Source organism: Cupriavidus necator A5-1 (assembly GCF_000744095.1).
Lineage (GTDB): Bacteria > Pseudomonadota > Gammaproteobacteria > Burkholderiales > Burkholderiaceae > Cupriavidus > Cupriavidus necator_A.
The window spans coordinates 431,212-455,117 of the sequence record NZ_JQLI01000008.1 but is presented as its reverse complement, the minus strand read 5'-3'; the positions used below and the strand labels follow the sequence as shown (position 1 = coordinate 455,117).

Genomic DNA, 23,906 nt, shown 5'->3' with positions numbered 1-23,906 from the left:
TCAGGCTCCGGGCTCAGGCGGCGTCGCGATACTGGCCGGGCCAGGTGCGGGGGGTCTTGTCTGCCACGCGCTGGGCGATGGCGGCGATATGCTCGGGGGTGGTGCCGCAGCAGCCGCCCACCAGGTTCACCAGTCCGGAAGCGGCGAATTCTTCCACCAGCGACGAGGTGACTTCAGGCGTTTCGTCGAAGCCCGTGTCGCTCATCGGGTTCGGCAAACCCGCGTTGGGGTAGCACGACACCGCGGCGTCGCACACCTTGGCCAGCTCGGCGATATACGGGCGCATCAGCGTGGCGCCCAGCGCGCAGTTCAGGCCGAAGGTGATGGGCCGGGCGTGGCGCAGGCTGTTCCAGAACGCTTCCACGGTCTGGCCCGACAGGATGCGGCCCGAGGCATCGGTGACGGTACCCGAGATCATTACCGGCACGCGTTCGCCGGTGTCCTCGAAGAGCTGGTCGATGGCGAACAGCGCCGCCTTGGCGTTGAGCGTGTCGAAGATGGTCTCGACCAGGAACACATCGGCGCCGCCTTCGAGCAGGGCCTTGCCCTGCTCGTAGTACGAGACGCGCAGCTCTTCGAAGGTCACGTTGCGCGCGCCCGGGTCGTTGACGTCGGGCGAGATGCTGGCGGTCTTGGGCGTGGGGCCGAAGGCGCCGGCGACAAAGCGCGGCTTGTCGGGCGTGCTGTACTTGTCGCAGGCGGCGCGCGCTAGGCGCGCGGCCTCGACGTTCATCTCGTACGCCAGGTTGGCCATCTTGTAGTCTTCCTGCGCCACGCGGGTGGCGCCGAAGGTATTGGTCTCGATCAGGTCGGCACCGGCGGCCAGGTATTGCTCGTGGATCTCGCTGATGACCTGCGGTCGCGTCAGCAGCAGCAGTTCGTTGTTGCCCTTGACGTCCACCTTGTGTTCGGCGAAGCGTTCGCCGCGGTAGTCCGCCTCGGTCAGCTTGTAGCGCTGGATCATGGTGCCCATGGCGCCATCCAGGATCAGGATGCGTTCTTGCAGCAGCCGGGGCAGCTCGGCAGCCCGGGTGTAGGGGCGCGGCGTGGCGCGGGATTCAGGGGCACTCATGGCGGGGAACTCTGGAAAGGCGGGCCGGCGCAGGTTCGGCGGCGGGCCGCGGCTGTGGCCGATGCTGGCCAAAGAGATGCGATTTTATCAGGTGTATCAAGGCCTTGCGGCCGCCAGTGGTTGCCTGTCGGACGTTCCGGCGCCTACACTGAGAGACGTAACCGTCACCACATGGGCACTTCCGCGCCCTGTTCCTTCCCGACCATGCAACACCTCATCCCCGCCGACGCCCAGGCCCTGCTGGAGCAAACGCCCGAGACGCTTTTCATCGACTGCCGCAGCGAGATGGAATACCTGTTCGTCGGCCACCCCAAGGGCGCCCACAACGTGCCGTGGAACGACGGCCCGGACTGGGAGGTCAACCCGCACTTCGTACAGGTGGTGAAGAAGCTGGCCGGCCAGGCCTCGGCGCGGCCGGTGCTGCTGATCTGCCGCAGCGGCAACCGCTCGTCGGCGGCGGCGCGGGCGCTGGAAGGCGCGGGCTTTTCCAACGTCTGCTACGTGCTGCATGGCTTCGAGGGCGACCTCGACGCGCAGCGCCACCGCAATACGCTCAACGGCTGGCGCCATGACGGGCTGCCGTGGGAGCAGTACTGAGCGCGGCACGCTGCGCCCAGAAAACAAAAACGCCCGCCGAAGCGGGCGTGACTGTTCATGGCAAAGCCGCTCAGTGCATCACCAGCGGGTGCGTCATCACATTGTCGAACTTGCCAAGGAAGTCATCGACTTCCTCCACGGATGGCTCGCTTTCAATCAGGCGCTTCACATCGGCGCGGAAGCTTTCGGCCAGATGTCCACCAAGGAAAATCTCGCGCTTCAGGTTCTTGTCGACGATTTCATAGCCGCCGAACTCAAGCGGCGCCTGATCGACATCCGCACCGAATTCAACGATGCAGTAGTTGTCGCTGTTGTAGATCATTTGCATGGCACACCTCCTGGGCGTCATGGATGGGCGGCATGCCCTTGTGATTCTTGCCTCGTTGATGCCTTGAGGGGGGCGCCGCGGCTTTACCTCCAAACTTGGGATGACCTGCGGGAAATCAAGCTGCCGGTGCGGGTCACCACGTTGCCACGATTTTCTGCCTGACATAGGTTGGGCATCGGCCAATGCAACAAGTTTCTTGAGCGTTCTACATCAGTGTGTTGCTTGTCACGGAACGTCGCACTGGCCTCCGCATGCGGCGTTGCCGAGAAAAGCGTCCAGGACGGCGTGGAAGCGCTCGGGCTGCTCCACATGAACCAGGTGCGCCGCCTGTGGCATGACTTCAAGCCGGGCGCCGGGGATGGCAGCGGCGATGCTCTGTGCCATCGCCACCGAGGCGCCCTGGTCTTGCTCGCCCGCTACTACCAGCGTAGGACAATGTATGCGGGAAAGCGCGCCGGTCAGGTCAAAAGCCATGATGGCCTCGGCCACACCCACATATCCGCGCACTTGGGTGGCCACCAGCATGTCGCGGATCCGCGACACTTCTTCGGGATGGCTGGCACGGAACGGGGCCGTGAGCCAACGCTCGAGCGTGGCTTCGGCCATGCCGGCCATGCCGTGCGCCTCGGCCTGGCCAATGCGGTTATGCCACATCGGGTGCGCTTCCATCGGCGTCTGGCTGTTGGTGGCCACCAGCGCCAGCGACAACAGCCGCTCGGCATGGCGCAGCCCCAGCGTCTGCCCGACCATGCCGCCGACGGAAATGCCGCAGAAATGCGCCTGCGGTATCTCCAGCGCGTCCATGACCGCGACGACGTCGTCGGCCAGCCGCGTCATGGTGTAAGGGCCAAGCGGCGCATCGCTGGCGCCGTGGCCGCGCAGGTCGGGGCGCACCACGCGGTAGCGCGAGGCCAGGTGCTGCGCGGTGGCGTCCCAGAGCGTGTGGTTGGCGCCCAGTGCGTGGGCCAGGATCACCCACGGCCCGTCGGCACCGTCCAGCCGCACATAGATGTCGGCGCCATCGGCGCGGATGCGGCGGGTTTCGGCGGGTGGCATGGCATCGGTCATGGCTGGGCTCCTTGCAGTTGGCAATGCGTCAGTCAGTGTCGGCGGCGGGGCTACCGGCCCTCGGCGCCGCGATATACCAGGTCGATCTGGGTCCCGTCGGGCTCGGTCTGGCGCAGCCGCACCGGCATCCAGCCCAGCGACTGGGCCAGCCACAGTTCGACGCGGCGGCGGTCGTTGGCGCGGCGCTGCAGCCGCACGAAGTGCTTGGCACGTATCAGGCCCTGGCCGGTATCGATCTCGTCTTCTCCAACATACTGCACTTGCATGGGTTCCACATCGCGTGTATCGGCCACGAGGAACGTTTCCGTCACACCGGGCGTGGTGTAGCGCTGCGGGTTGCCGCGCAGCAGGCCCACGAGCTGGAGGAAGACACTGAAGCGGTCCTGCGCCCCGGGCGGGAATTGTGCCTGGGCGCCCGAGGCCAGCACGGCGGCGCCGGTCGCGGCGTCGAAGCGCGAGGCCTCCAGCTTGTTGCGGCGGCGCTCTTCGTAGCGCTCCGGCAACAGTCCCTGCTCGACCATCGCGCCGCTGCTCTGGAAGGCGAACTTGAACCACAGCACACGGGTCTCCACCGCGAGCCGGTAGCGCTTGCCGTCCTGCTCCCAGCGGATCAGGCCGTCCGGGTTCTGCACGCCGTTGACGAAGCTGGCGTAGTGCATCGTGGCCGACGGCGGCGCGTTGTAGCGGGTGCCATCCGGGGCACCCCCACCATTCGGTGCAGCGGGCGGCGCCGCGGGTCCGGCCCCAGTACCTTCGCCGCCAGTACCGGATGCCATCTCGGCCGGGCCTTGCGGGCTGGTGGCAAGGGGTGGCGCAGGCGTCTCTTGCGCTTCTGGGGCAGGGGTCGGCGCGGCCGGTTTCGGGCGCGGACGCGGGGCGGGGAGCGGCCTGGGCGGGGCGGGTGGCTTGGGCGGCGGCAGCAAGACCGCTTCCAGCGTGGGCGTGTTGGTGACGTCCACCGGGATCAGCGGCCCCGGCATGCGCACGAAGCCCACCACGGCCAGCAGGTGGACCAGCAGGACCAGCGCAATGACGATGATCCAGCGTCGCCGGCGCCAGACGCGGGGATCCGTGCCGGGCCGCGCGGGGTGGCGGGGGCCCGGGTCGGGTTTAGCCGGTTTGTCCGGCCGGAGGGGCGGCACCAAGGTAGCCGAGTTCCGATGAGAGCTGTTGGGCGATGTCGCGTACGCGGCAATCCATCGTACCGCCCCATTCTGCATCGAATATGCTTTGCGCGCCCAGTACGATCAGTCCCATCGAAAGGTGGCCGTTGGCGTCGAACACCGGCATCGAGAATGCATTGATGCCCGGCAGCACCCCGCCCCGCGTGCGCGCGGCACCATGGGCGCGCACCTCGGCGCAGATCGCATCGTACTCGGCCAGCGAGCGCGGCATGTCCGGCACGCCATCGTTGCCGCGCGCACCCAGTTCGCGCTCGATCAGCGGCAGCGTCTGCTTGCGCGGCAGGTAGGCGCCGTACAGGCGGCCGGTGGCGGAGTTCAGCATCGGCATCACGTCGCCCAGGCGCAGGCTGACGGTGACGGGGTGGCTGGATTCCTCCCAGTGGACGATGGTGGGGCCGTGGTTGCCCCAGACCGCGATGCCGGCGGTCAGGTCGATCTCGTCGCGCAGCTGCGACAGGATCGGGCGCGCCTTCTTGACCGGGTCGAGCCGGTTCAGCCCCGCCAGCCCCAGCTGCAGCGCGAATGGCCCCAGGTCATAGCGCCCGCTGACCGGGTCCTGCGCCACCGCCCCCAGCCGCATGAAGCTGACCAGGTAGCGGTGCGCCTTGGCTGGGTTCATGCCGGCGGCCGCGGCCAGGTCGCGCAGCATCATCGCGCGCGGCGATGCCGCCAGCGCCTGCAACAGTTTGAAGCCCACCTCGATGGACTGGATCCCGGAACGCAGCTTGGCGTCGTCTTCTTCGAATTCGGACATGCGGCGGATGGTTGGCTTTCTGATGGGCCCGGAAGGCCGCTTCCTGGCAACATTCCCGGGAAAATTCCTAGGTAAATTTACTATAGCGAAATCGATTTACCAATTTTTAAGTCATCGGTAGACTTCCTTCGCAACAGACCTGGCCGGCGCACGCATGGCATGCCCGCCGAGCCGTGCCCCTTTTTAACACGGAGACTACCGATGCGCCCCCTGCGTCCCTTGCTTCAGCTTCGTTCCACCCGCATCGTGCTGATGGCCCTGGCCGCGGCAGGCGCACTGTCCGGCGCCAGCACGCCTGCCCGCGCCGACGACTGGCCGGCGCAGCCGATCCGCTGGGTCGTGCCCTACCCGGCCGGCGGCGGCACCGACGTGGTGGCGCGCACCATCGGCCAGGCGATCACGCCGGGGCTGGGCAAGCAGGTGGTGATCGACAACCGACCGGGCGCGGCCACTATCGTCGGCGCCGATGCCGTCGCCCACGCCAAGCCCGACGGCTACACCGTGCTGACCGCCGACACCGCCACGCTGGCCGCCAACCCGTCGCTGTACAAGAAGCTGCCGTACAACCCGGACAAGGATTTCGTCTACATCGGCCAGCTGGCGCGCTTCCCGCTGGTGCTGGTGGCCAATCCCAAGTTCCCGGCGCGCACGCTGAAAGAGGCGGTCGAGTACGCGCAGAAGAACCCGGGCAAGGTCAACTTCGCCTCGCCCGGCGCGGGCAGCCCGCACCACCTGGCCATGGAACTGTTCATGGACCAGACCAAGGTCAAGATGACGCACGTTCCCTACAAGGGCGCCGCCCCGGCCGTGCAGGACCTGCTGGCGGGCCAGGTCGACCTGATGTTCCTGGACCTGGCCTCGGGCCAGCAGAACGTGACGGCAGGCAAGCTGCGCGCGCTCGGCGTGGCCACGCCCAAGCGCCTCGCCGCCCTGCCCGGCGTGCCGACCGTGGCCGAAGGCGGCGTGGCCGGCTTCGAGGCCTACGCCTGGCAGGGCATGGTGGCGCCGGCCGGCACGCCCAAGGCCGTGGTCACGCGCCTGAATGCCGAACTGGTCAAGGCGCTGAAAACGCCCGAGGTGCAGAAGAAGCTCGAAGGCGTGGGTGTCGAGGCGGTCTACAGCACGCCCGAGGAATTCGCCAGCTATGCGCGCGCCGAGGCCGACCGCTGGGGCAAGCTGATCAAGGCCAAGGGCATCACGGTGGACTGAATGTCGGCCACGGTAGACTAGCGGGCGTTGCGTCCGCCATGCGTGGACGCCCCCGCCTATTCCCGGTATCTACCGCACCGCACCGCATTCATGAAACTCGCAACCCTGAAGGACGGTTCGCGCGACGGCCAGCTGGTGGTCGTGTCGCGCGACCTGAAGCAAGCCCACTACGCCACCGATATCGCCGGCAAGCTGCAGACCGTGCTGGACGACTGGAATTTCTACGCGCCCCAGCTGCAGGACCTGTACGACGCACTGAACGCCGGCCGCGCGCGCCACCCCTTCCCGTTTGCCGCCAAGGACTGCATGGCGCCGCTGCCGCGCGCCTACCAGTGGGCCGATGGCTCCGCCTACGTCAACCATGTCGAGCTGGTGCGCAAGGCGCGCGGCGCCGAGATGCCGCCCGAGTTCTGGACCGATCCGCTGATGTACCAGGGCGGCTCGGACGACTTCGTGGGGCCGCAGGACGATATCGTCTGCGCCAGCGAAGCCTTCGGCATCGACTTCGAGGCCGAGGTGGCGGTGATCACCGGCGACGTGAAGATGGGCGCCAGCCCCGAGCAGGCCGGCGACGCCATCCGCCTGGTGATGCTGGCCAACGATGTCTCGCTGCGCAACCTGATCCCGGCCGAGCTGGGCAAGGGCTTCGGCTTCTTCCAGAGCAAGCCCGCCACGGCGTTCTCGCCGGTGGCGGTGACGCCGGACGAGCTGGGCGAAGCCTGGCGCGAGCGCAAGGTGCACCTGCCGATGACCGTGCACTGGAACAGCAAGAAGGTCGGCCAGCCCGACTGCGGCACCGACATGGTGTTCGACTTCGGCCAACTGATCGCGCATATCTGCAAGACGCGCAATGTGCGCGCCGGCAGCATCGTCGGCTCGGGCACGATCTCCAATGTCGACCGCAAGAAGGGCTACTGCTGCATCGCCGAGAAGCGCATGCTGGAGACCATCGACGAAGGCAAGCCGTCGACCGAATTCATGAAGTTCGGCGACGCGGTCAAGATCGAGATGTTCGATGCGCAGGGGCTTTCGGTGTTCGGCGCGATCGACCAGCTGGTGGCGGCGGCCTGAACGCCGCCCGGCCTGTCGGCGAGGCCGCGCCCGTCCGGATGCGCATATAATTAACCGACCGATCGGTTGGTAAATTCGCAATCCATCCGGCGCGGCCCGCGCCCCTCACCTGACAGGCCACCCATGACTGCCCCCAACGACTCGCACGACTCGCCTTCCGCTGAACTCTCCGAACGCTACGCCCGCTATCGCGCGCTGACGCTGCGCCGCCACGGCCCCATCCTGGAAATCATCATGGGCGCGGCCCAGTCGGCCAACCAGAAGCTGGCCACGGCGGACGCCAACATGCACCGCGAGCTGGCCGAGATCTGGCGCGACGTCTCCGCCGATCCCGAGGTGCGCGTGGCGCTGATCCGCGGCGAGGGCAAGGGCTTTTCCGCCGGCGGCGACCTGGCGCTGGTGGAGGACATGGCCAATGACTTCGAGACCCGCACGCGCGTGTGGCACGAGGCGCGCGACCTGGTCTACAACGTCATCAACTGCGACAAGCCGGTGGTCTCGGCCATGCACGGCCCGGCCGTCGGCGCCGGGCTGGTGGCGGGCCTGCTGGCCGATATCTCGATCGCCGCCAGGACCGCGCGCATCGTCGACGGCCATACCCGGCTGGGCGTGGCGGCGGGCGATCATGCCGCGATCGTGTGGCCGCTGCTGTGCGGAATGGCCAAGGCCAAGTACTATCTGATGCTGTGCGAGTCGGTCAGCGGCGAAGAGGCCGAGCGGATCGGCCTGGTCTCGCTGGCGGTGGAAGAGGACGAACTGGTGGCGCGCGCTTTCGAAGTCGCCAACCGGCTGGCGGCCGGGTCGCAGACCGCGATCCGTTGGACCAAGTACGCCCTCAACAACTGGCTGCGCATGGCCGGCCCCGCCTTCGATACCTCGCTGGCGCTCGAATTCATGGGCTTTGCCGGCCCCGACGTGCACGAAGGCATGGCGAGCCTGCGCCAGAAGCGGCCGCCACAGTTCAGATAACTACGACGCAGCCGCCGGCCCCCCCCTGTTGGCCGGCCCGGGGCTGCGTCGCACACGGAGCACGCGACCATGTTCGGACAGATTCCCGATTTCACCAACGGCTTCGACTTTGTGCGCCGATTGTGGGGCAGCGGTACCGGCATGCCCGGCGGCCTGATGCCCGGGCTGCAGGCGATGGCCCCGCCGATGGACCTCGATGAGCTCGACAAGCGCATTGCCGACCTGAAGGCGGTGGAGAGCTGGCTGCAGCTCAATACCAACCTGCTGCACACCACCATCCAGGGCCTGGAGGTGCAGCGCGCCACGCTGGTGGCGCTGCAGACGTTCGGCAACGCGCTCTCGCCCGAGGCCATGCAGTCAGCAATGGAGAACGTCGCGCGCGCGGCCAACGCGCCCAGCGCCACGCCGCCGCAGCGGTCCGGCGCCGATACCGGCGCCACTGGCCACCACGAGCCGCAGGCCGAGGCCCCGCCGCAGGAGCCTGCCGAGGCTGAAGGCGCACAGGCCGCAGCGGGCACCGGGCCCGCCGCGCAGCCCAACGCGGGGCTTTGGTGGGACATGCTGCAGCAGCAGTTCAGCCAGATCGCCAGCAGCGCCGCCGCGGCCAGCATTGCGCCGTTCGGCATGGGCGGCTTCGGCGCGGCCGGCCCCGCCACGCCTGCCCAAGAGCCCGCCGCAACGCCGAAGAACGACGCCCCGCGCAAGGCCGCCGCGGCCAAATCCGCTGCCAAGCCGGCGGCAAAGAAACCCGCTGCCAAGAAGGCGGCAGCCAGTAAGGCGGCCAAGGCCAAGCCCGCCAGGAATGCCGGGAATGGCAACGGCAACGGCAACGGCAGCAACGGCAGCAATGGCAGCAATGGCAGCAATGGCGCCAACGGCGGCAGCAACGCTTCCTGACCCCAACCGGCGCGGCCCCGCCGCGCCGACGCCCTCGACTCAACGTACCGGCCCCGCCACAACCCTCGCCCACGCCCCCAATGCACCGCGATCCCCTGGCGGGACCCCGCCCTGCCCTGCAAACCGGACCCAACCCCGCTGCCACCGCGCTGATCATGATGGGCGGCGGCGCCCGCGCCGCGTACCAGGCGGGCGTGCTGTGCGGGCTCGCGCGCATCGCCGCGCGCCACGGCAAGGCGCACGGGGCGCTGCCGTTCGGCATCATCGCCGGCACCTCGGCGGGCGCGATCAACGGCGCCGGGCTGGCCATCCACGCGGCCGACTTCCAGGCCGCCACGCAAAGCCTGGGCGCGCTGTGGCACAGCATCCATGCCGACGACGTCTACCGCACCGACGTGCTACGCGTGGGCATATCGGGCGCGCGCTGGCTGTCGACGCTGGCGCTGGGCTGGGCCACGCAGCGCCGGGCCCCGCGCGCGCTGTTCGACAACACCCCGCTGGGCAGCATGCTGGGCGAGCTGTTCGAGCCCGCGCGCGTGCAGGCCAGTCTGGACAGCGGCGCGCTGCAGGCGTTCGCGGTGACGGCACTGTCGTACAGCACCGGGCGCCACGTGACCTTCTACCAGTCCCACCACCGCATCCACCCGTGGCATCGCAGCCAGCGCATCGCCGTGCCGGCGCAGATCACGGTTGACCACCTGGTGGCATCGGCGTCGATCCCGTTCCTGTTCCCGGCCATGCCGCTGGAGATCGACGGCCACCACGAGTGGTTCGGCGACGGCACCATGCGGCAGATGTCGCCGCTATCACCGGCGATCCACCTGGGCGCGTCGCGCATCCTGGCGATCGGCGCAGCCTCGCGCCAGCGCTCGGGGTGGTTCGACACGGTGCCGGCCGGCGGCTACCCGTCGCTGGCGCAGGTGGGCGGCCAGGCGCTGGCCAGCATCTTCCTGGACGGCCTCAGCGCCGACCTGGAGCGGCTGCTGCATATCAACCGGCTGCTTTCGCGCATGCCGGAAATGGCCGGCGACCGCGAGGGCTGGCGCCCGGTGCAGGTGATGACGATCTCGCCAAGCGAGCCGATCGAGGCCATCGCCGCCGAGCACCAGAAGCAGCTGCCGCGCACCGTGCGCGCGCTGCTGGCGCCGCTGGGCGGCACCGAGGCGCGCGGCGCGGCCTTTGCCAGCTACCTGCTGTTCGAGCCCGAATTCACCCAGGCGCTGATGGCGCTGGGCGAACGCGACGCCGAGGCCCAGGCCGCCGAACTGGCGGCGTTCCTGTTCGGCATCGTGCCCGATGCGGCGCCCCCGGCGTTGGCGGCGGAGCAGGCGGTGTCGCCCTGAGCGCCCGGCGTCACAAAGACGGGGCGGCGTGAATGGCACTTGGCAGGCCCGGGCGCCGCTGATCGCCCCCAAAATGCAGCCGGCTGCGCCAAACCTCGCAAATAACGTTGCATTTGGCCCGATCCCGGCTAAAAAAGAAGAAGAGAATAATTCGCATCTGGTAGAATCTGCCCGTAATTTCAAAGGCTTACCATGCTCTACCCCGAACTGTTCAAATCGTTGGAAGCCGTCCGCTGGCACATGGACAAGGACATCCCGTGGGATACCTTTGACGCCAGCATGCTGACGGACGACCAGGCCAAGACCATCCGGATGAACGCGATCACGGAATGGTCCGCCCTGCCCGCGACCGAAATGTTCCTGCGCGACAATCGCCACGATTCCGACTTTTCGGCGTTCATGAGCATCTGGTTCTTCGAGGAACAGAAGCACTCGCTGGTGCTGATGGAGTACCTGCGCCGCTTCCGCCCGGACCTGGTGCCGACCGAAGAAGAGTTGCACGCGGTGCGCTTCGAGTTCGACCCGGCCCCGCCGCTGGAAACGCTGATGCTGCATTTCTGCGGCGAGATCCGCCTGAACCACTGGTACCGCCGCGCCGCCGAATGGCACACGGAACCGGTGATCAAGCATATCTACCGCACCCTGTCGCAGGACGAAGCCCGCCACGGCGGCGCCTACCTGCGCTACATGAAGAAGTACCTGGCCCAGTTCGGCGACAACGCGCGCGCCGCCTTCGCCAAGATCGGCGTGCTGATGGCCTCGGCGCGCCGCACCGAGAAGCCGCTGCACCCGACCAACCTGCACGTGAACAAGGCGCTGTTCCCCAACGACACAGTGCAGTCGCGCCTGCCGGATCCGGACTGGCTCGAGCACTGGCTGGACGAGCAGATCCGCTTCGACGAAGGCTGGGAGAAGAAGGTCATCGAACGGATCCTGCACAACATGTCGCTGCTGTTCGAGCGCACCTTCGAGACGGTGCAGGACCTGAACCGCTACCGCAAGGAACTGAATGCGCGCCTGCCCGGCGCGGGCGGCGCGCAGCCGGCCTGAAGTCGTTCGGTTGCAGTCAGTCAGGAAGGCCCCGCTTTGGCGGGGCTTTTTTCTTTGGGCTTCGCGACTGGCTTCAAGAATGCCGCCGGTGTGCTCCCCTCTTCCGCTTGCGGGAGAGGGGAGCGTTCGCCAGGGGCGGCGGGCAATCAGACGTCATCATTGCGCACCAGCCACAACGCCATAGGGACTGAAATCCGATGGCCTAATTGCGCGCCAAGAATCAGAACCTTCGCACCAACAAGCAATTTGCAATGCCGTCGTAATTTTCAATTATTTCAGAAAATAAGCGCACCACCAACGCCGCCACTAAAACCGTGAGCCCCACACCAGGCGCGGCTAACAAAGATTTTTATTTCACAAAATAAAATACTAAATTCACCCACCATCCATCACCGCACGCTAAAAGCAGCATTAAATCAATGCATTTTGTAATATCTCGCAATTCGGATAGCATCGCTTTCACCGCCGGCTTGGCAGGGGTAAGAATTGCGTCATATCGATTTCAAGGCGCTGGGCATCTTTGTCCAGGTCATGCGCTACGGCGGCGTCGGCAGTGCTGGCGCTCGCGCGGTGGCGTGACGCCGGTGCTGAAGTTCAACGTACCGTGGATCGAAGGCGCCAGCGCGGCCTATGTGGCGGACGTGCCCGAGGGCTTCCCGGCGTGGGCCAGCGTCAGCCTGCTTTACCTGGGCGGGCGCGCACAGGCCGCGCGCATCGACGCCGTGCGGCAGGCGCTGGTGGCGGTCTTGCGCGGCATTGCCGCCGCGAGCGTGCCGCTGCCGCTGGCGGGCCAGGCCGCAAACCCGCCCGCGGTGTCGGGCGCGAGACGGGGTACCATCTCGGACAAGCGCGCCGGGCCCGTTGCGGGGCCGGCCTCCAACTTCCGACCCTGACCCATGTCCGTACCCGCCTTCGAATCCAAGCTGACACCCTCCGACGACCCCGCCGCGCTGGCCGCGCGCATTGCCGCGCTGCCGCGCCCGCTGGTGTTCACCAACGGGGTCTTCGACATCCTGCACCGTGGCCATGCCACCTACCTGGCGCAGGCGCGCGCCCTGGGCGCGAGCCTGGTGGTGGGCGTCAACAGCGATGCCTCGGTGAGGATGCTGGGCAAGGGCGATGACCGCCCGCTCAACCATGAGTCGGACCGCATGGCGCTGCTGGCCGCGCTGGAATCGGTCGACCTGGTGGCGATGTTCCGCGAGCAGACCCCGGTGGAGCTGATCCGCCTGGTGCGCCCCGACATCTACGTCAAGGGCGGCGACTACGACATCGACACGCTGGAAGAAACCCGGCTGGTGCGCAGCTGGGGCGGCCAGGCCTACGCCATCCCCTTCCTGCACGACCGCTCGACCACCAAGCTGCTGACCAAGGTGCGCCAGGGCAACTGACGCCGGCGTGCGGCTCAGCGTGCGGGCTCAGGAGCAGGCCAGCACGTCCTCGGCGCCGTAGCGCTGGCGCATGTCCTCGAGCCGTGCGCGCGCCGCGTCATCGGCATCGCGCACGCGCAGCCACTGGCGCGTGAGCGGGCGCGCGGCCTCGGTCAGCATGGCGGTGCGCACGCCGTGGCCGCGCAGCGTGTCGAGGTAGTGCTCGGCGCGCTCGCGCTCGCGGAACAGGCCCAGCGACACCGTGTACGTGGCCGCCTCGGCCGGACCGGCGGTCACCAGCGAGTATTCCGTCACGTTGCGCCGGCGCAGTTCGGCGAGCTTGCGCTCGGCGTTCTCGCGGGTGGGCTGCGGCGGCAGGTGGATCCACCAGCGCACCTGTTCCTGGCGCTCGAAAGCCTCCACCCGCAGCGCGGCAGCGGCCAGGTCGTCGGCGGCGCGGCGCGCGGCCTGGGCGCTGAAGCCGCCGATTTCCATGCAGGCGGCAGCCAGCGTGGTCACCGTGCCTGCCGTGGTGGCGGGCAACCCGCTGCGCGGCGCGGCCTCTGCCGCCGATGCCGGTGGCTGCAACCGCATGCGCTCGCCGCGCACCTGCTGCTCCAGCCGGTGCGGCTCACGCGGCGATTCAAACCAGCCCGACAGCGGGTGCGCCCCGAACACCCCGAGCACTGCTGCCAGCAGAGCGACATTGGCGAGCAGCAGCAACAGCAGCGCGATGCGCAGCGAGCGTGGCAGGTTGGCAAGCATGGGGCGGGGACGGAATGAATCGTGTGGGAGAGCAGATGGCAGGCAGCGCTACGCCTCGGCCAACGCCATCGCATGCAGGCCGAGCAGCACCAGATTATCGTGCATCTCGCATGGCATCGCGAGCGCGCCGGCCAATGCAGCGCGCGCTCCGCCCGAGAGCAGGCAGCGCGTGGGACCGCGCTCGCCCAGCGCGCGCCAGGTGCGTTCGATCGCGCCAGCCTGCGCCGCCAGGCAGCCGGCGGCAATCGCGTCGTGGGTGTTGTCGGCCCAGCGCAGGTGCGCGCCGGCCACGGTGCCGGCGTCATCGACATCCAGCGCCGGCAGCTGCGCGGTATTGCGCGCCAGCGTGCCCAGCATCAGTGCCAGCCCGGGCAGGATCAGCCCGCCTTCGAAGCGCGCCTGGCCATCGGCCGAGACCGTGACGATATCCAGCGTCGTGGCCGTGCCCGCGGTCACCACCAGCAGCGTGTCGTGCGGCAGCCAGCGGTGCGCGCCGATGGCGCCGACCCAGCGGTCCACGCCCAGTTGCGTGGGCTCGCGGTAGCCGTTGGCGAGGTTGCCGTGCGCGGCGGCGCTGCGCGCCCATTGCACCGGGGCGCAGGCGCCGAAGGCATCGACCAGCGCCGCATCGACGGCCGCCGCGATCACCGGGCCGGCCACGTTGGCGATCCATACCGCCGGCATCGGGCCGCCGCCGCGCAGCGCGCGCAGGTCGGCGGCGAGCGTCTTCAGTGCGCCGTCGTCGGCATGCGTGACCGCGCCGCCGTGCTGCCATGGCGTGGGCAGGCCCGCGGCCGCCGGCACCGGCGCATCCGGCTCGCACCATGCCCATTTCAGGCGGGTATTGCCGATATCGATCAGCAGCCGCGGCGTGCTCATGCGGCGCCTCCCTGGCCCGGCGCAGGCCGCAGCGACAGTTCGCCGCTGGCGATGCGCTCCAGCCCCGCCGGCGTTTCCAGCAGCAGGTGGCCGGCCTCGTCGACGCCGCGCGCCATGCCCTCGGCGATCACCTGGCCGTCGTGCAGCAGCCGCACCGGCTGGTCGCGATAGGCATCGACGGCGGACCAGCGCCGCGCCATCGGCCCGAAGCCATGCGCGAGGAAGTCCGTGCGCATCACCGCCAGCCGCTCCAGCAGCGCGGCCAGCAGGCGCGGCGCGTCGCGTTGGGCGTCAAAGCCGGGCAGCGCCTCGGCCACGCCCGCCAGTTCGCGGCCCAGCGCCGCCTCCATCTGCGCGTCGCGCACCAGGTTCAGGCCGATGCCGATCACGGCCCAGACCCGCTGCGGGCCCGCGGGCACCGATTCGATCAGGATGCCGGCCAGCTTGCGGCCGTCGATCTGCAGGTCGTTGGGCCACTTCAGGCCGACGCGCGCGCCCAGCCGCGCATCGACATCGCCCAGCGCCTCGGCCAGCGCCAGGCCCACGCCCAGGCTCAGGCCGCTGAGTTGCGCCGGCGCCAGCGCCAGCGGCAACGCCACCGAGAAGGTCATGCCCGCCTGCCCCTGCCAGGCCCGGCCCTGGCGCCCGCGTCCGGCGGTCTGGCGGTAGGCAAGGCGCAGCCGGCCGGCGTCGGACCAGGGCGCCTGGCGGCAGGTGGCGGTCAGGTCGGCATTGGTCGAGCCGGTTTCCTCCACCAGTTCCAGCGTCCAGTCGCGCAGCGCGGGCGAGAGCGCGGCGCGCAGGGCGTCGGCATCGATGCGCCAGGAGAGGGCGGAGGTGGCGGACTGGGTGGACTGCGCGGACTGGGCAGACGAATTGGACGGGCTGGCAGGATCGGCGGGCATGCGGGACAAAGGGAGCAAGAGGACTGGGATCGACGGGGATCGTATAGCGCACAGGCAAACGCGGGCGCCGGCCACGGATGCCGCATTGTAGCCGTGCGGCGCGCCCGGCCAGGGCGGCGGCATGCCCGCGGTCGCGCCAGCGGGGCGGGTGGCTTAGAATCGGGACTCGGCCATCACATCCCTTGCCCTTGGAACAGCAGACGACGCCAGATTTCCAGATCACCCGCGGGGACGGAACCGTCAGCGTACAGCTGCGTGGCGACTGGACCGCGCTCGCGCTGGCCGGCTGCCACCAGGCGCGGCAGTTGCGGTCGCAACTGCACGAACTGGCCCTGGCGCCGGAGCATGCGCAGTGGTCGCTCGCCGAGGTGGAGCGCCTGGACCACATCGGCGGGCAGCTGCTGTGGCAGGCGTGGGATGGCAAGCTGCCGTCGCAGCTCGATGCCAGCGACGGCCAGCGCCGCGTGTTCGAGCGCATCGCCGCGGTGCAGGATGAAGGCTGGAAGAAGCACATGGTGGACCGCTTCAACCCGGTCACGCTGTTCGGCGCGAACGTGCTGTCGTTCGGCGAGCAGCTGGGCCGCGGCATCACCATGCTGGGCCAGCTCGCCTTCGACCTGCTGCGCTTCGCGCGCATGCCGCAGCGCGGACCGTGGCGCGAGATCTCGGCCAATATCTATAACGTGGGCTACAAGGCGCTGGGCATCACCGCGCTGGTCGGTTTCCTGATCGGCATCGTGCTGTCGTACCTGTCGGCCAACCAGCTGCGCACCTTCGGCGCCAGCACCTTTATCGTCAACATCCTCGGCATGGCGGTGATCCGCGAGCTGGGGCCAGTGCTGGCGGCGATCCTGATCGCGGGGCGCTCGGGCTCGGCCATCACCGCGCAGATCGGCGTGATGCGCGTGACCGAGGAACTCGACGCGATGCGCGTGATGGGCATCTCGCACGGCTTCCGGCTGATCATGCCGCGCGTGATCGCGCTGGCCGTCGCCATGCCGCTGCTGGTGGCGTGGACCGACGTGCTGGCGCTGGCCGGCGGCATGCTGGCCGCGCGCATGCAGCTTGGCATCAGCGCCGCCTTCTTCCTGCGCGAACTGCCCGACGCGGTGCCGGTGGCCAACCTCTGGCTGGGGCTGGGCAAGGGCGTGGTGTTCGGCATCCTGATCGCGCTGACAGCGTGCCACTTCGGGCTGCGCATCAAGCCCAACACGCAGAGCCTGGGCGAAGGCACGACCGCCTCGGTGGTGACCGCGATCACCATCGTGATCCTGGCCGACGCGGTGATTGCGATCCTGTTCAAGGACGTGGGCTTATGAGTTCCCTGCCATCCGCCTCGCAAGCCGCCTCGCATGCCTCGCAATCGAAGCCCACCCCGGTGATCGAGGTGCGCAACCTGGTCAAGCGCTTCGGCAAGGCCGTGGTGCACGACGGCATCGACCTGGACGTCTACCGCGACGAGGTGCTGTCGATCGTGGGCGGCTCGGGCAGCGGCAAGACCGTGCTGCTGCGCCAGATCGTCGGGCTGGAGCGGCCCACCTCGGGCACCATCCGCGTGTTCGGCGAAGAGCCACGCCGGCTGAACGCGGCGCAGCTGCAGGCGCTGCGCAACCGCTGGGGCCTGCAGTTCCAGCGCGGCGCGCTGTTCTCGGCGCTGTCGGTGATCGACAATATCGCGCTGCCGCTGCGCGAGCTGCGCGCGCTGCCCGACAACCTGATCTGCCGCGCGGCGCTGCTCAAGCTGCAGCTGGTGGGCCTGTCCGCGCGCGACGCCGACAAGATGCCGTCGGACCTGTCCGGCGGCATGATCAAGCGCGTGGCGCTGGCACGCGCGCTGGCGCTGGAGCCCGAGTTGCTGTTCCTGGATGAGCCCACCGCCGGCCTGGACCCCATGGCCTCGGACGACTACGTGGCGCTGATCCGGGAACTCCGGCGCGAACTGGGCCTCACGGTGGTGATGATCACGCATGACCTGGACACGCTGGTGGCGCTGTCCGACCGCGTCGCGGTGCTGGCCGACCACAAGCTGGTGGCCGCGGCGCCGATCGCAGAAGTAGTGAAGGTGGATCACCCCTTCATCCGCGAGTATTTCCTGGGCGAGCGTGCCCAGCGCGCCATGCAGGCGCTGCAGCAGCCAGGGCAGTCCGTGCCGTCCGCAAACCCCGCGCGACCGGATGCGGCGCCCTCTGGAGAAGCATGATGGAAAACAAGTCAAATGCATTCCTCGCGGGCGTGTTCACGATCGGCCTGGCCGTGCTGGTCATGTTCGCGATCTTCTGGTTCAGCAGCGACCACGCGGTGCGCGTGCCGTATGACCTGATCACGCGCTCCACCGTCAACGGGCTGGGCCCGCAGGCAGACGTGAAGTACCGTGGCCTGCCAGTGGGCAAGGTCGAAGCGATCAAATTCGATCCGCAGGTGCCGGGCCAGATCATTGTGCGCATCAGCGTCAACAAGGACACGCCGATCACGCGCACCACCTATGCCACGCTGGGCTTCCAGGGCGTGACCGGGATCGCCTACGTGCAGCTCGATGACTCCGCCGCGCACGATGGCGACGCCGCGACCTCGCCGCCGCTGCCCACCTCGCCCAAGGCGCCGGCGCGCATCGCTATGCGCCCCGGCTTCTTCGAGGAGCTGGAAAAGCGCGGCGACACGCTGCTGACCCAGGCCGAAACGCTGCTGGCCTCGCTCAACGACATGTTCCAGATCGCCAACCGCGCCGAGCTGATGGCGGCGATCCGCTCGGTGCGCAAGACCGCCGAGGATTACTCGCAGCTGTCGGCTTCGCTGGCGCCGGCCACGAACCGGCTGCCGAAAGTCACCGAGAACCTCAACGCCACGCTGGAATCGACCCGACGCCTGACCCAGGAGCTGGCCAACCCGAACGGCACCGTGATGCGCACCGTCGACAGCGTCGGGCGCGACCTGCAGGGCGCGTCCGCCTCGGTGCAGTCGGCGGCCGGCACCTTCAGCCAGGAAACGCTGCCGCAGCTCAACGGCCTGGCCCGTGACGCGCGCCAGACCGCGCGCACCTTCGAGCGCGCCGCCGGCCAGTTCAACGAGAGCCCGAGCAGCGTGCTGTTCGGCGCGCCGACGCCGACGCCCGGGCCGGGCGAGCCGGGCTTCAGCGCGCCCTGATGACAGCGCCATCCCGCCCAGACCCAGAAACCGCCAACGCCGAGACATCGCCGTGAACCCTGCCCCCGAGATGCCACGCCAACACCGCCGCGCCTCCGTCCCCGCCACGCTGCTGGGGCTGGTGGCCGCGGCGCTGGTGCTGTCGGGCTGCGCGCTGTCGCGCGGCACGCCCACCGTCACCTATGACCTGGGTCCGTCCGCTGCCCTGCCCGCGACAAATCCGGGCCCCGCGCCGCTGCCCAGGCTGCGCGTGGCGCAGACCGACGGCCCCGACTGGCTCGAAGGCAACGCGCTCTACTACCGGCTGCAGTACGCACAGGCGCAGCGGCTGCAGGCCTATGCCACGCAGCGCTGGGTGATGTCGCCCACGCGCCTGTTCGACGAGCGGCTACGCGAAGCCGTGGCGGCGCGCGGCGCGCTGACCTGGTCGGGCGATAGCAGCGTGCCGGCGCTCAAGGTCGACCTGCTCGAGTTCGAACAGGTATTCGACAGCGCCAGCACCAGCCAGGGCGTGGTGCGGCTGCGCGCCACGGTGTACCACCACGGCATGATCGGCCAGCAGACCTTCGAGGCGCGCCGGCCCGCGCCCAGCGGCGACGGCGCCGGCGGCGTCAAGGCGCTGGCCGACGCCAGCGACGCGGTGATCGCCACGGTGCTCGACTGGGCCGGCACACTGCAGCTAAAGTAAGACAAGCAAGGAGATATGCCCATGGAGCCGGCTCCCCCGCCGCCCTCCGCGCCGCCCTCGCCGCTGCCTGCGGCGGCAACGTCCGTACCCAAACCCGCCGGGCCGCAGGGGCCGCAGTATTCGCCGCTGTCCCGCGTGGGGCTGCTTTGCTTCACGCTGCTGGTGGTGTACGCCAGCCTGTACCCGTTCTCCGGCTGGGTCGACAACGGCATCTCGCCGTTCGCCTTCCTGACCGCGCCCAAGCCGCGCTACATCACCGACTTCGACCTGCTGACCAATGTGCTGGGGTATTTCCCCTTCGGCGCGCTGGTGGTGCTGGCGTTGCATCCGCGCATGTCAGGCGGGCGCGCCACGCTGGTGGCGCTGGTGGCGGGCGCGCTGCTGTCGGCGTGCATGGAGGCGTTCCAGACCTGGCTGCCGAGCCGGATCTCGTCCAACATCGACCTGATCACCAATGCGCTGGGCGCGCTGCTGGGCGGCGCGGTGGTGGCGCCCTTCACGCGCGCGCTGATCGACGACGGGCGTCTGACGCGGCTGCGCCATGCCTGGTTCGAGCCGCACGCCAGCTTTGCCATCATCCTGCTGATGCTGTGGCCGTTCGCGCAGATCTTCCCGCAGGAGCACCTGTTCGGCATGGGCGGCATCGTGCGCGAATGGCTGACCGATCCGGATTCGTGGCCGATGCAGGTGCTGCAGATGCTGTTCCCGCAGCTGGAGGCGTGGCAGGACCATATCGGACTGCGGCCCGAGGACATGCAGAGCCAGCAGTTGCTGGAATCGCTGGTGACCGCCAGCAGCTGGATCGGCACGGGGCTGTTCGCCTCGATCGCCATGCGCCGCAGCGCACCGTCGCTGCGCATCCTGGCCGGCCTGCTGGCGGCGGCGCTGCTGCTCAAGGCCACCGTGGCCGAGCTGCAGTTCCCGGCCGAAAGCGCCTTCGTCTGGCTGTCCGAAGGCGGCCGCTTCGCGCTGGTGACCAGTTCTCTGGTGCTGGCGCTGCTGCTGTACCTGCCGCGCTGGCTGCGCGCGATGCTGGCGATGGCGTCGCTGGCCACGCTGGTGGTACTGACCAACGTGCTGCCGTCCAATCCCTATGCGTGGATTTCCGAGCAAGGCTGGCGCATGGGCCGCTTCGTCCACTTCAACAGCCTGGCGCAATGGCTGGGCTGGCTGTGGCCGTTCCTGGCGTGCTGTTATGTGATCTGGCGCTTCGAGCAGGTCAGCGTGCGGCGCCTCGCCATGAAAAAAGCCGCGGCGCGCCGTGAGGCGGCCGCGGCCGGTACGCAGGAGTAGCCAGGGCCGGCAGGCTAGTGCAGCTGGCCGCCCTGCTCGCGTACGTCCGCTCGGGTCGCCAGCGCCGTCGCCACGGCCTGGCGCAATCCCTTGACCAGCGTTTCCTGCGCCAGGCTCGGCTGGCCGGGATGGCGCGCCGCCTGTTCCGGCAGGTAGGGGATGTGGATAAAGCCGCCGCGTACCTCACCGCCCTTGTGGTCCTTGTGGCCCTTGTGCTGCGCCAGCCGGTGCATCAGCCCGTAGAACACGTGGTTGCACACGAACGTGCCCGCCGTCTGCGACACCGAGGCCGGCACGCCCGCGGCGCGCATGTCGCGCACCATGGCCTTGATCGGCAGGGTCGAGAAATATGCCGCGGGACCGTCTTCGACGATGGCCGTATCGATCGGCTGCTCGCCGGCGTTGTCGGCGATGCGCGCATCGTCGACATTGATCGCCACGCGCTCCACCGACATCTCGGCACGCCCACCCGCCTGGCCCACGGCGATCACCAGCGCCGGCTGCAGCGCGCCGACCAGCTCGCCGATCGCGTCGATCGCCGCGCCGAACACGCACGGCAGCTGGCGCGCCACGATCACGGCATCGCCGACGCGCTCGCCATCTAGCGCGCGCACCGCCTCCCAGGACGGATTGATCGGTTCGTTCTCGAACGGCTCGAAGCCGGTCAGCAGCACGGTACGCATGGCAAGGGCTCCGCGGTTACATCAGGAAGTACAGCAGCGCGATATTGGCCGCCAGGATGGCGAGTGCGGTCGGCACCTGGGCGCGGATCACGGCGTTCTTGTCGTCGAGTTCCAGCAGCGCCGCCGGCACGATATTGAAGTTGGCCGCCATCGGCGTCATCAGCGTACCGCAATAGCCCGAGAACATGCCGATCGCCGCCATCACCGCCGGGTTGCCGCCGAACATGCCGACCAGGATGGGCACGCCCACGCCGCCGGTCATCACCGGGAAGGCCGCGAAGCCGTTGCCCATGATCACCGTGAACAGCGCCATGCCCACGCAGTAGACCGCCACCGCCACCAGCTTGTAGTCCATGTTGATGTAGGCAGTAGTCAGGTGCGCCACGGCCTTGCCCACGCCGGCGTCGGCGAACACCAGGCCCAGCATCGCCAGCATCTGCGGCAGCACCAGCGCCCAGCCGAGCGAATCGGTCAGCCGGCGCGATTCGCGCAGGCCCTGCGCCACGGTGTCGCGCGTGAGCCAGCACACCACGGCCAGCGAAATCAGGCAGCCGATGCCGAGCGAGACGAAGGTCACGTTCTTGGGATCGAGCAGCGGCAAGCCCGCCACCTTGACGTCCTTGAACAGCACGGTGCCGATCACGGTCACCAGCGGAATCAGCAAGGCCGGGATAAACAGCTTGTTGCCGAGGCGGCGGGCGCTGGTGCGGCGCTCTTCTTCCGGCAGGCTTTCATGCTTGCCGTGGGCAACGCCGCCAAAGCCCGCGATCAGCGCCATCACCACCGCGCCGATGCCGACCGCCGCCGGCGGCAGCCGGTCGCCGATCAGGAACACGATCGCGTACAGCAGCCAGAAGAGGCCGGTGCTGAAGCGACGGGGATGCGCGCGGTCGGTGAAGGTCATCAGCGCGGTGATGGCCAGCACCAGGCCGGCGAGCCAGTAGAGGTATTCGATGGAAACGATCATGGCTGGCTCCTTACTCGACGCTCTTGAGGGCTACGTCGCCCGCAGGGGCCTTGCCGCCCAGCTCGCGCTCCAGCCAGCCATCCAGGCGCTTCAGGCGCACCGCATGGATCAGGAAGGCGCAGATCGCGGTAGGGATGCCCCACACGGCGATATGCAGCGGTTCGACATCAATGTTCGACGACAGCAGGAACGTATGCATCAGCGCGATGGCGCCGAACGCGACGAAGATATCCTCGCCGAAGAACAGGCCCACGTTGTCGGTGGCGGCGCAGAAGGCCAGCACGCGCTGGCGCACCGGCTCGGGCAGGTGGCCGAAGCGGTTCTCGGCCGCGCCCTCCGCCATCGGCGCCAGCAGCGGGCGCACCATCTGCGGATGGCCGCCCAGGCTGGTCAGGCCGACCGCAGCGGTCAGCTCGCGCACGCCCAGGTAGACGATCAGCAGCCGCCCGACCGTGGCCGAGGCGATGCGCGCGATCCAGGCCTGCGCATGCTCGCGCAGGCCGTGCCGCTCGAGCAGGCCGATCACGGCCAGCGGCAGCAGGATGATCAGCGGCAGGTTGCGCGCCTTGACGAAGGCGGTGCCGATCGCGGTGAAGATCTGCATCAGCGGCATCGGCGCGGCCAGCCCGGTGGCCAGCGCGGCGAGCACCACCACCAGCATGGGATTGAAGCGCAGCACGAAGCCGACAATGATGACGCCGACCCCGACAAGGGGCCAAAGGTTAACTGCCTGTTCCATGGAAAACACCCGACTTTCTTGGTGAGACCGGACGGTACTTTGCCGTCCGGCTGAGGCAGCGCGGCGTGCCGCGCAAGGTACCGCCGACTGTGCTGCTTGCGCTCAGTCGCCGGCGCGGATCGCGATGCCTTCCGCGCCCAGCCGTTCCCGGATGCGGCGCGCAAAGGTAAGCGCGTGGGCGCCGTCGCCGTGCAGACACACGGTTTCAGCGCGGATCGGTACCCAGGTGCCGTCGATGGCGCGCACGCGCTGCTCGCGCACCATGGTCAGGGTCTGGTTCAGGGCAACTTCCTCGTCCTCGTGCAGCGCGCCGGGCGTGCCGCGCTTGACCAGCGTGCCGTCGGGGTTGTAGCCGCGGTCGGCAAAGACTTCCTGCTTGACGCGCAGGCCGGCCTCCTTGGCGATGTCGATCATCTGGCTGCCGGCCAGGCCGAAGAACACCAGGTCGGAATCGAAGTCGCGCACCGCGCGCACGATCGCGCGGGCCAGCGCGGGGTCGCGCACGGCCTGGTTGTAGAGCGCGCCATGCGCCTTGACGTGATGGAGCTGGCCGCCCTGAGCGCGCACGATCGCGTCGAGCGCGCCGATCTGGTACAGCACGTCGGCGTAGACCGCCTCGGGGTCGCGCTGCATCTCGGTGCGGCCGAAGTTCTCGCGGTCCGGGTAGCTCGGGTGCGCGCCGATGGCGACGCCACGCTCGATCGCCCACTTCACCGTCTGCAGCATGGTGGACGCGTCACCGGCATGCCAGCCGCATGCCACGTTGGCGGAACTGATCAGCGCCAGCAGCGCCTCGTCGTTGCCGCAGCCTTCGCCGAGGTCGGCGTTCAAATCGATCTGCATTGCCGTTCTCCTGTGCGGGGCGGTGCTATGCGCCGCCGCCTCTGTCTGCATGCCGGTGCGTGGCTGCGCGCCGGCGCGGTTATCTGTCTTG

At 68.9% G+C, this 23,906-nt stretch carries 26 protein-coding genes; 14 read left to right on the top strand and 12 right to left on the bottom strand.

Annotated features, from left to right (window positions below; genetic code table 11):
• Nucleotides 1-13: 13 nt before the first annotated feature.
• Entirely contained in the window at nucleotides 14-1,072 is a 1,059-nt protein-coding gene (locus K307_RS48065; protein WP_042887431.1) for a homocysteine S-methyltransferase family protein, read from the bottom strand.
• A gap of 204 nt (nucleotides 1,073-1,276) precedes the next feature.
• On the opposite strand from K307_RS48065, the gene K307_RS26235 reads away from it, so the two are divergent.
• Complete coding sequence (locus K307_RS26235; RefSeq protein WP_042887430.1) at nucleotides 1,277-1,669, top strand: rhodanese-like domain-containing protein; 393 nt, start codon at nucleotides 1,277-1,279, stop codon at nucleotides 1,667-1,669.
• A 70-nt stretch (nucleotides 1,670-1,739) separates the two neighbouring features.
• Here K307_RS26235 and K307_RS26230 read toward each other — a convergent pair whose 3' ends face one another.
• From K307_RS26230 to K307_RS26215, 4 genes are all read right to left on the bottom strand, one after another.
• The gene (locus tag K307_RS26230) at nucleotides 1,740-1,997 is read right to left on the bottom strand and encodes a DUF3567 domain-containing protein (RefSeq protein WP_018314386.1); all 258 of its coding nucleotides are present in this window, start codon (nucleotides 1,995-1,997) and stop codon (nucleotides 1,740-1,742) included.
• Nucleotides 1,998-2,222: 225 nt separating this feature from the next.
• Nucleotides 2,223-3,065 carry a 3-oxoadipate enol-lactonase gene (pcaD, locus tag K307_RS26225; protein ID WP_042883783.1) on the bottom strand — a complete coding sequence of 281 codons (843 nt, stop codon included), beginning with the start codon at nucleotides 3,063-3,065 and terminating at the stop codon, nucleotides 2,223-2,225.
• A gap of 50 nt (nucleotides 3,066-3,115) precedes the next feature.
• On the bottom strand, nucleotides 3,116-4,210 hold the full coding sequence (locus K307_RS26220) for a DUF3108 domain-containing protein (protein ID WP_419187181.1): 1,095 nt from the start codon (nucleotides 4,208-4,210) through the stop codon (nucleotides 3,116-3,118).
• The gene (locus K307_RS26215; protein WP_042883782.1) at nucleotides 4,176-5,003 is read right to left on the bottom strand and encodes an IclR family transcriptional regulator; all 828 of its coding nucleotides are present in this window, start codon (nucleotides 5,001-5,003) and stop codon (nucleotides 4,176-4,178) included. Before K307_RS26215 ends, K307_RS26220 begins: the two co-directional genes overlap by 35 nt.
• A 252-nt stretch (nucleotides 5,004-5,255) precedes the next feature.
• On the opposite strand from K307_RS26215, the gene K307_RS26210 reads away from it, so the two are divergent.
• From K307_RS26210 to rfaE2, 8 genes are all read left to right on the top strand, one after another.
• A complete protein-coding gene (locus K307_RS26210) occupies nucleotides 5,256-6,212 on the top strand; it encodes a Bug family tripartite tricarboxylate transporter substrate binding protein (RefSeq protein ID WP_042887427.1) in 957 nt (318 codons plus the stop codon).
• Nucleotides 6,213-6,302: 90 nt separating this feature from the next.
• Nucleotides 6,303-7,283, top strand: coding sequence for a fumarylacetoacetate hydrolase family protein (locus K307_RS26205; RefSeq protein WP_042883781.1), 981 nt, complete (start codon nucleotides 6,303-6,305; stop codon nucleotides 7,281-7,283).
• Between the two features lie 123 nt (nucleotides 7,284-7,406).
• Complete coding sequence (locus tag K307_RS26200; protein WP_042883780.1) at nucleotides 7,407-8,252, top strand: enoyl-CoA hydratase/isomerase family protein; 846 nt, start codon at nucleotides 7,407-7,409, stop codon at nucleotides 8,250-8,252.
• A 69-nt stretch (nucleotides 8,253-8,321) separates the two neighbouring features.
• On the top strand, nucleotides 8,322-9,149 hold the full coding sequence (locus K307_RS26195; protein WP_042883779.1) for a PhaM family polyhydroxyalkanoate granule multifunctional regulatory protein: 828 nt from the start codon (nucleotides 8,322-8,324) through the stop codon (nucleotides 9,147-9,149).
• Nucleotides 9,150-9,229: 80 nt separating this feature from the next.
• Nucleotides 9,230-10,492 carry a patatin-like phospholipase family protein gene (locus K307_RS26190; RefSeq protein WP_051975192.1) on the top strand — a complete coding sequence of 421 codons (1,263 nt, stop codon included), beginning with the start codon at nucleotides 9,230-9,232 and terminating at the stop codon, nucleotides 10,490-10,492.
• A gap of 192 nt (nucleotides 10,493-10,684) precedes the next feature.
• Nucleotides 10,685-11,542, top strand: a complete 858-nt coding sequence (locus tag K307_RS26185; RefSeq protein WP_042883777.1) for a ferritin — start codon at nucleotides 10,685-10,687, stop codon at nucleotides 11,540-11,542.
• 584 nt (nucleotides 11,543-12,126) lie between these two features.
• A complete protein-coding gene (locus K307_RS26180; protein ID WP_155301285.1) occupies nucleotides 12,127-12,435 on the top strand; it encodes a hypothetical protein in 309 nt (102 codons plus the stop codon).
• A gap of 3 nt (nucleotides 12,436-12,438) precedes the next feature.
• Nucleotides 12,439-12,933, top strand: a complete 495-nt coding sequence (gene rfaE2, locus K307_RS26175) for a D-glycero-beta-D-manno-heptose 1-phosphate adenylyltransferase (RefSeq protein WP_042883775.1) — start codon at nucleotides 12,439-12,441, stop codon at nucleotides 12,931-12,933.
• A 27-nt stretch (nucleotides 12,934-12,960) separates the two neighbouring features.
• Here the strand turns inward: rfaE2 and K307_RS26170 are convergent, their stop codons facing one another.
• From K307_RS26170 to K307_RS26160, 3 genes are read right to left on the bottom strand one after another with little or no spacing between them, the layout of a single operon-like run.
• A complete protein-coding gene (locus K307_RS26170; RefSeq protein WP_042883774.1) occupies nucleotides 12,961-13,677 on the bottom strand; it encodes an SPOR domain-containing protein in 717 nt (238 codons plus the stop codon).
• A gap of 48 nt (nucleotides 13,678-13,725) precedes the next feature.
• Nucleotides 13,726-14,556: a type III pantothenate kinase gene (locus K307_RS26165; RefSeq protein ID WP_042883773.1), complete on the bottom strand. Its 831-nt coding sequence runs from the start codon at nucleotides 14,554-14,556 to the stop codon at nucleotides 13,726-13,728.
• Entirely contained in the window at nucleotides 14,553-15,461 is a 909-nt protein-coding gene (locus K307_RS26160; protein WP_042883772.1) for a biotin--[acetyl-CoA-carboxylase] ligase, read from the bottom strand. The genes K307_RS26165 and K307_RS26160 overlap by 4 nt, the downstream gene beginning before the upstream one ends.
• A 182-nt stretch (nucleotides 15,462-15,643) precedes the next feature.
• Between K307_RS26160 and K307_RS26155 the strand changes: the two genes are divergently transcribed.
• Genes K307_RS26155 through K307_RS26135 form a run of 5 tightly spaced genes read left to right on the top strand, consistent with a single transcriptional unit; the run spans nucleotide 15,644 to nucleotide 20,583 of the window.
• Nucleotides 15,644-16,780: an MlaE family ABC transporter permease gene (locus K307_RS26155; protein ID WP_080745241.1), complete on the top strand. Its 1,137-nt coding sequence runs from the start codon at nucleotides 15,644-15,646 to the stop codon at nucleotides 16,778-16,780.
• Nucleotides 16,777-17,661, top strand: a complete 885-nt coding sequence (locus tag K307_RS26150; RefSeq protein ID WP_042883771.1) for an ABC transporter ATP-binding protein — start codon at nucleotides 16,777-16,779, stop codon at nucleotides 17,659-17,661. Before K307_RS26155 ends, K307_RS26150 begins: the two co-directional genes overlap by 4 nt.
• Nucleotides 17,658-18,602 (top strand): MlaD family protein, encoded by a 945-nt coding sequence (locus K307_RS26145; protein ID WP_042883770.1) that lies wholly within the window; start codon nucleotides 17,658-17,660, stop codon nucleotides 18,600-18,602. The genes K307_RS26150 and K307_RS26145 overlap by 4 nt, the downstream gene beginning before the upstream one ends.
• A 52-nt stretch (nucleotides 18,603-18,654) precedes the next feature.
• Nucleotides 18,655-19,290 (top strand): ABC-type transport auxiliary lipoprotein family protein, encoded by a 636-nt coding sequence (locus K307_RS26140; RefSeq protein ID WP_419187180.1) that lies wholly within the window; start codon nucleotides 18,655-18,657, stop codon nucleotides 19,288-19,290.
• A gap of 21 nt (nucleotides 19,291-19,311) precedes the next feature.
• Entirely contained in the window at nucleotides 19,312-20,583 is a 1,272-nt protein-coding gene (locus K307_RS26135) for a VanZ family protein (protein ID WP_042883768.1), read from the top strand.
• A gap of 14 nt (nucleotides 20,584-20,597) precedes the next feature.
• Here K307_RS26135 and pcp read toward each other — a convergent pair whose 3' ends face one another.
• The 4 genes from pcp to pxpA form a co-directional block, all read right to left on the bottom strand.
• On the bottom strand, nucleotides 20,598-21,266 hold the full coding sequence (gene pcp / locus K307_RS26130) for a pyroglutamyl-peptidase I (protein WP_042883766.1): 669 nt from the start codon (nucleotides 21,264-21,266) through the stop codon (nucleotides 20,598-20,600).
• Between the two features lie 16 nt (nucleotides 21,267-21,282).
• Nucleotides 21,283-22,233 carry a DUF979 domain-containing protein gene (locus K307_RS26125; protein ID WP_042883765.1) on the bottom strand — a complete coding sequence of 317 codons (951 nt, stop codon included), beginning with the start codon at nucleotides 22,231-22,233 and terminating at the stop codon, nucleotides 21,283-21,285.
• A gap of 10 nt (nucleotides 22,234-22,243) precedes the next feature.
• Nucleotides 22,244-22,972: a DUF969 domain-containing protein gene (locus tag K307_RS26120; protein ID WP_042883764.1), complete on the bottom strand. Its 729-nt coding sequence runs from the start codon at nucleotides 22,970-22,972 to the stop codon at nucleotides 22,244-22,246.
• A 102-nt stretch (nucleotides 22,973-23,074) separates the two neighbouring features.
• Nucleotides 23,075-23,815, bottom strand: a complete 741-nt coding sequence (gene pxpA / locus K307_RS26115; protein ID WP_042883763.1) for a 5-oxoprolinase subunit PxpA — start codon at nucleotides 23,813-23,815, stop codon at nucleotides 23,075-23,077.
• Nucleotides 23,816-23,906: the final 91 nt, after the last annotated feature.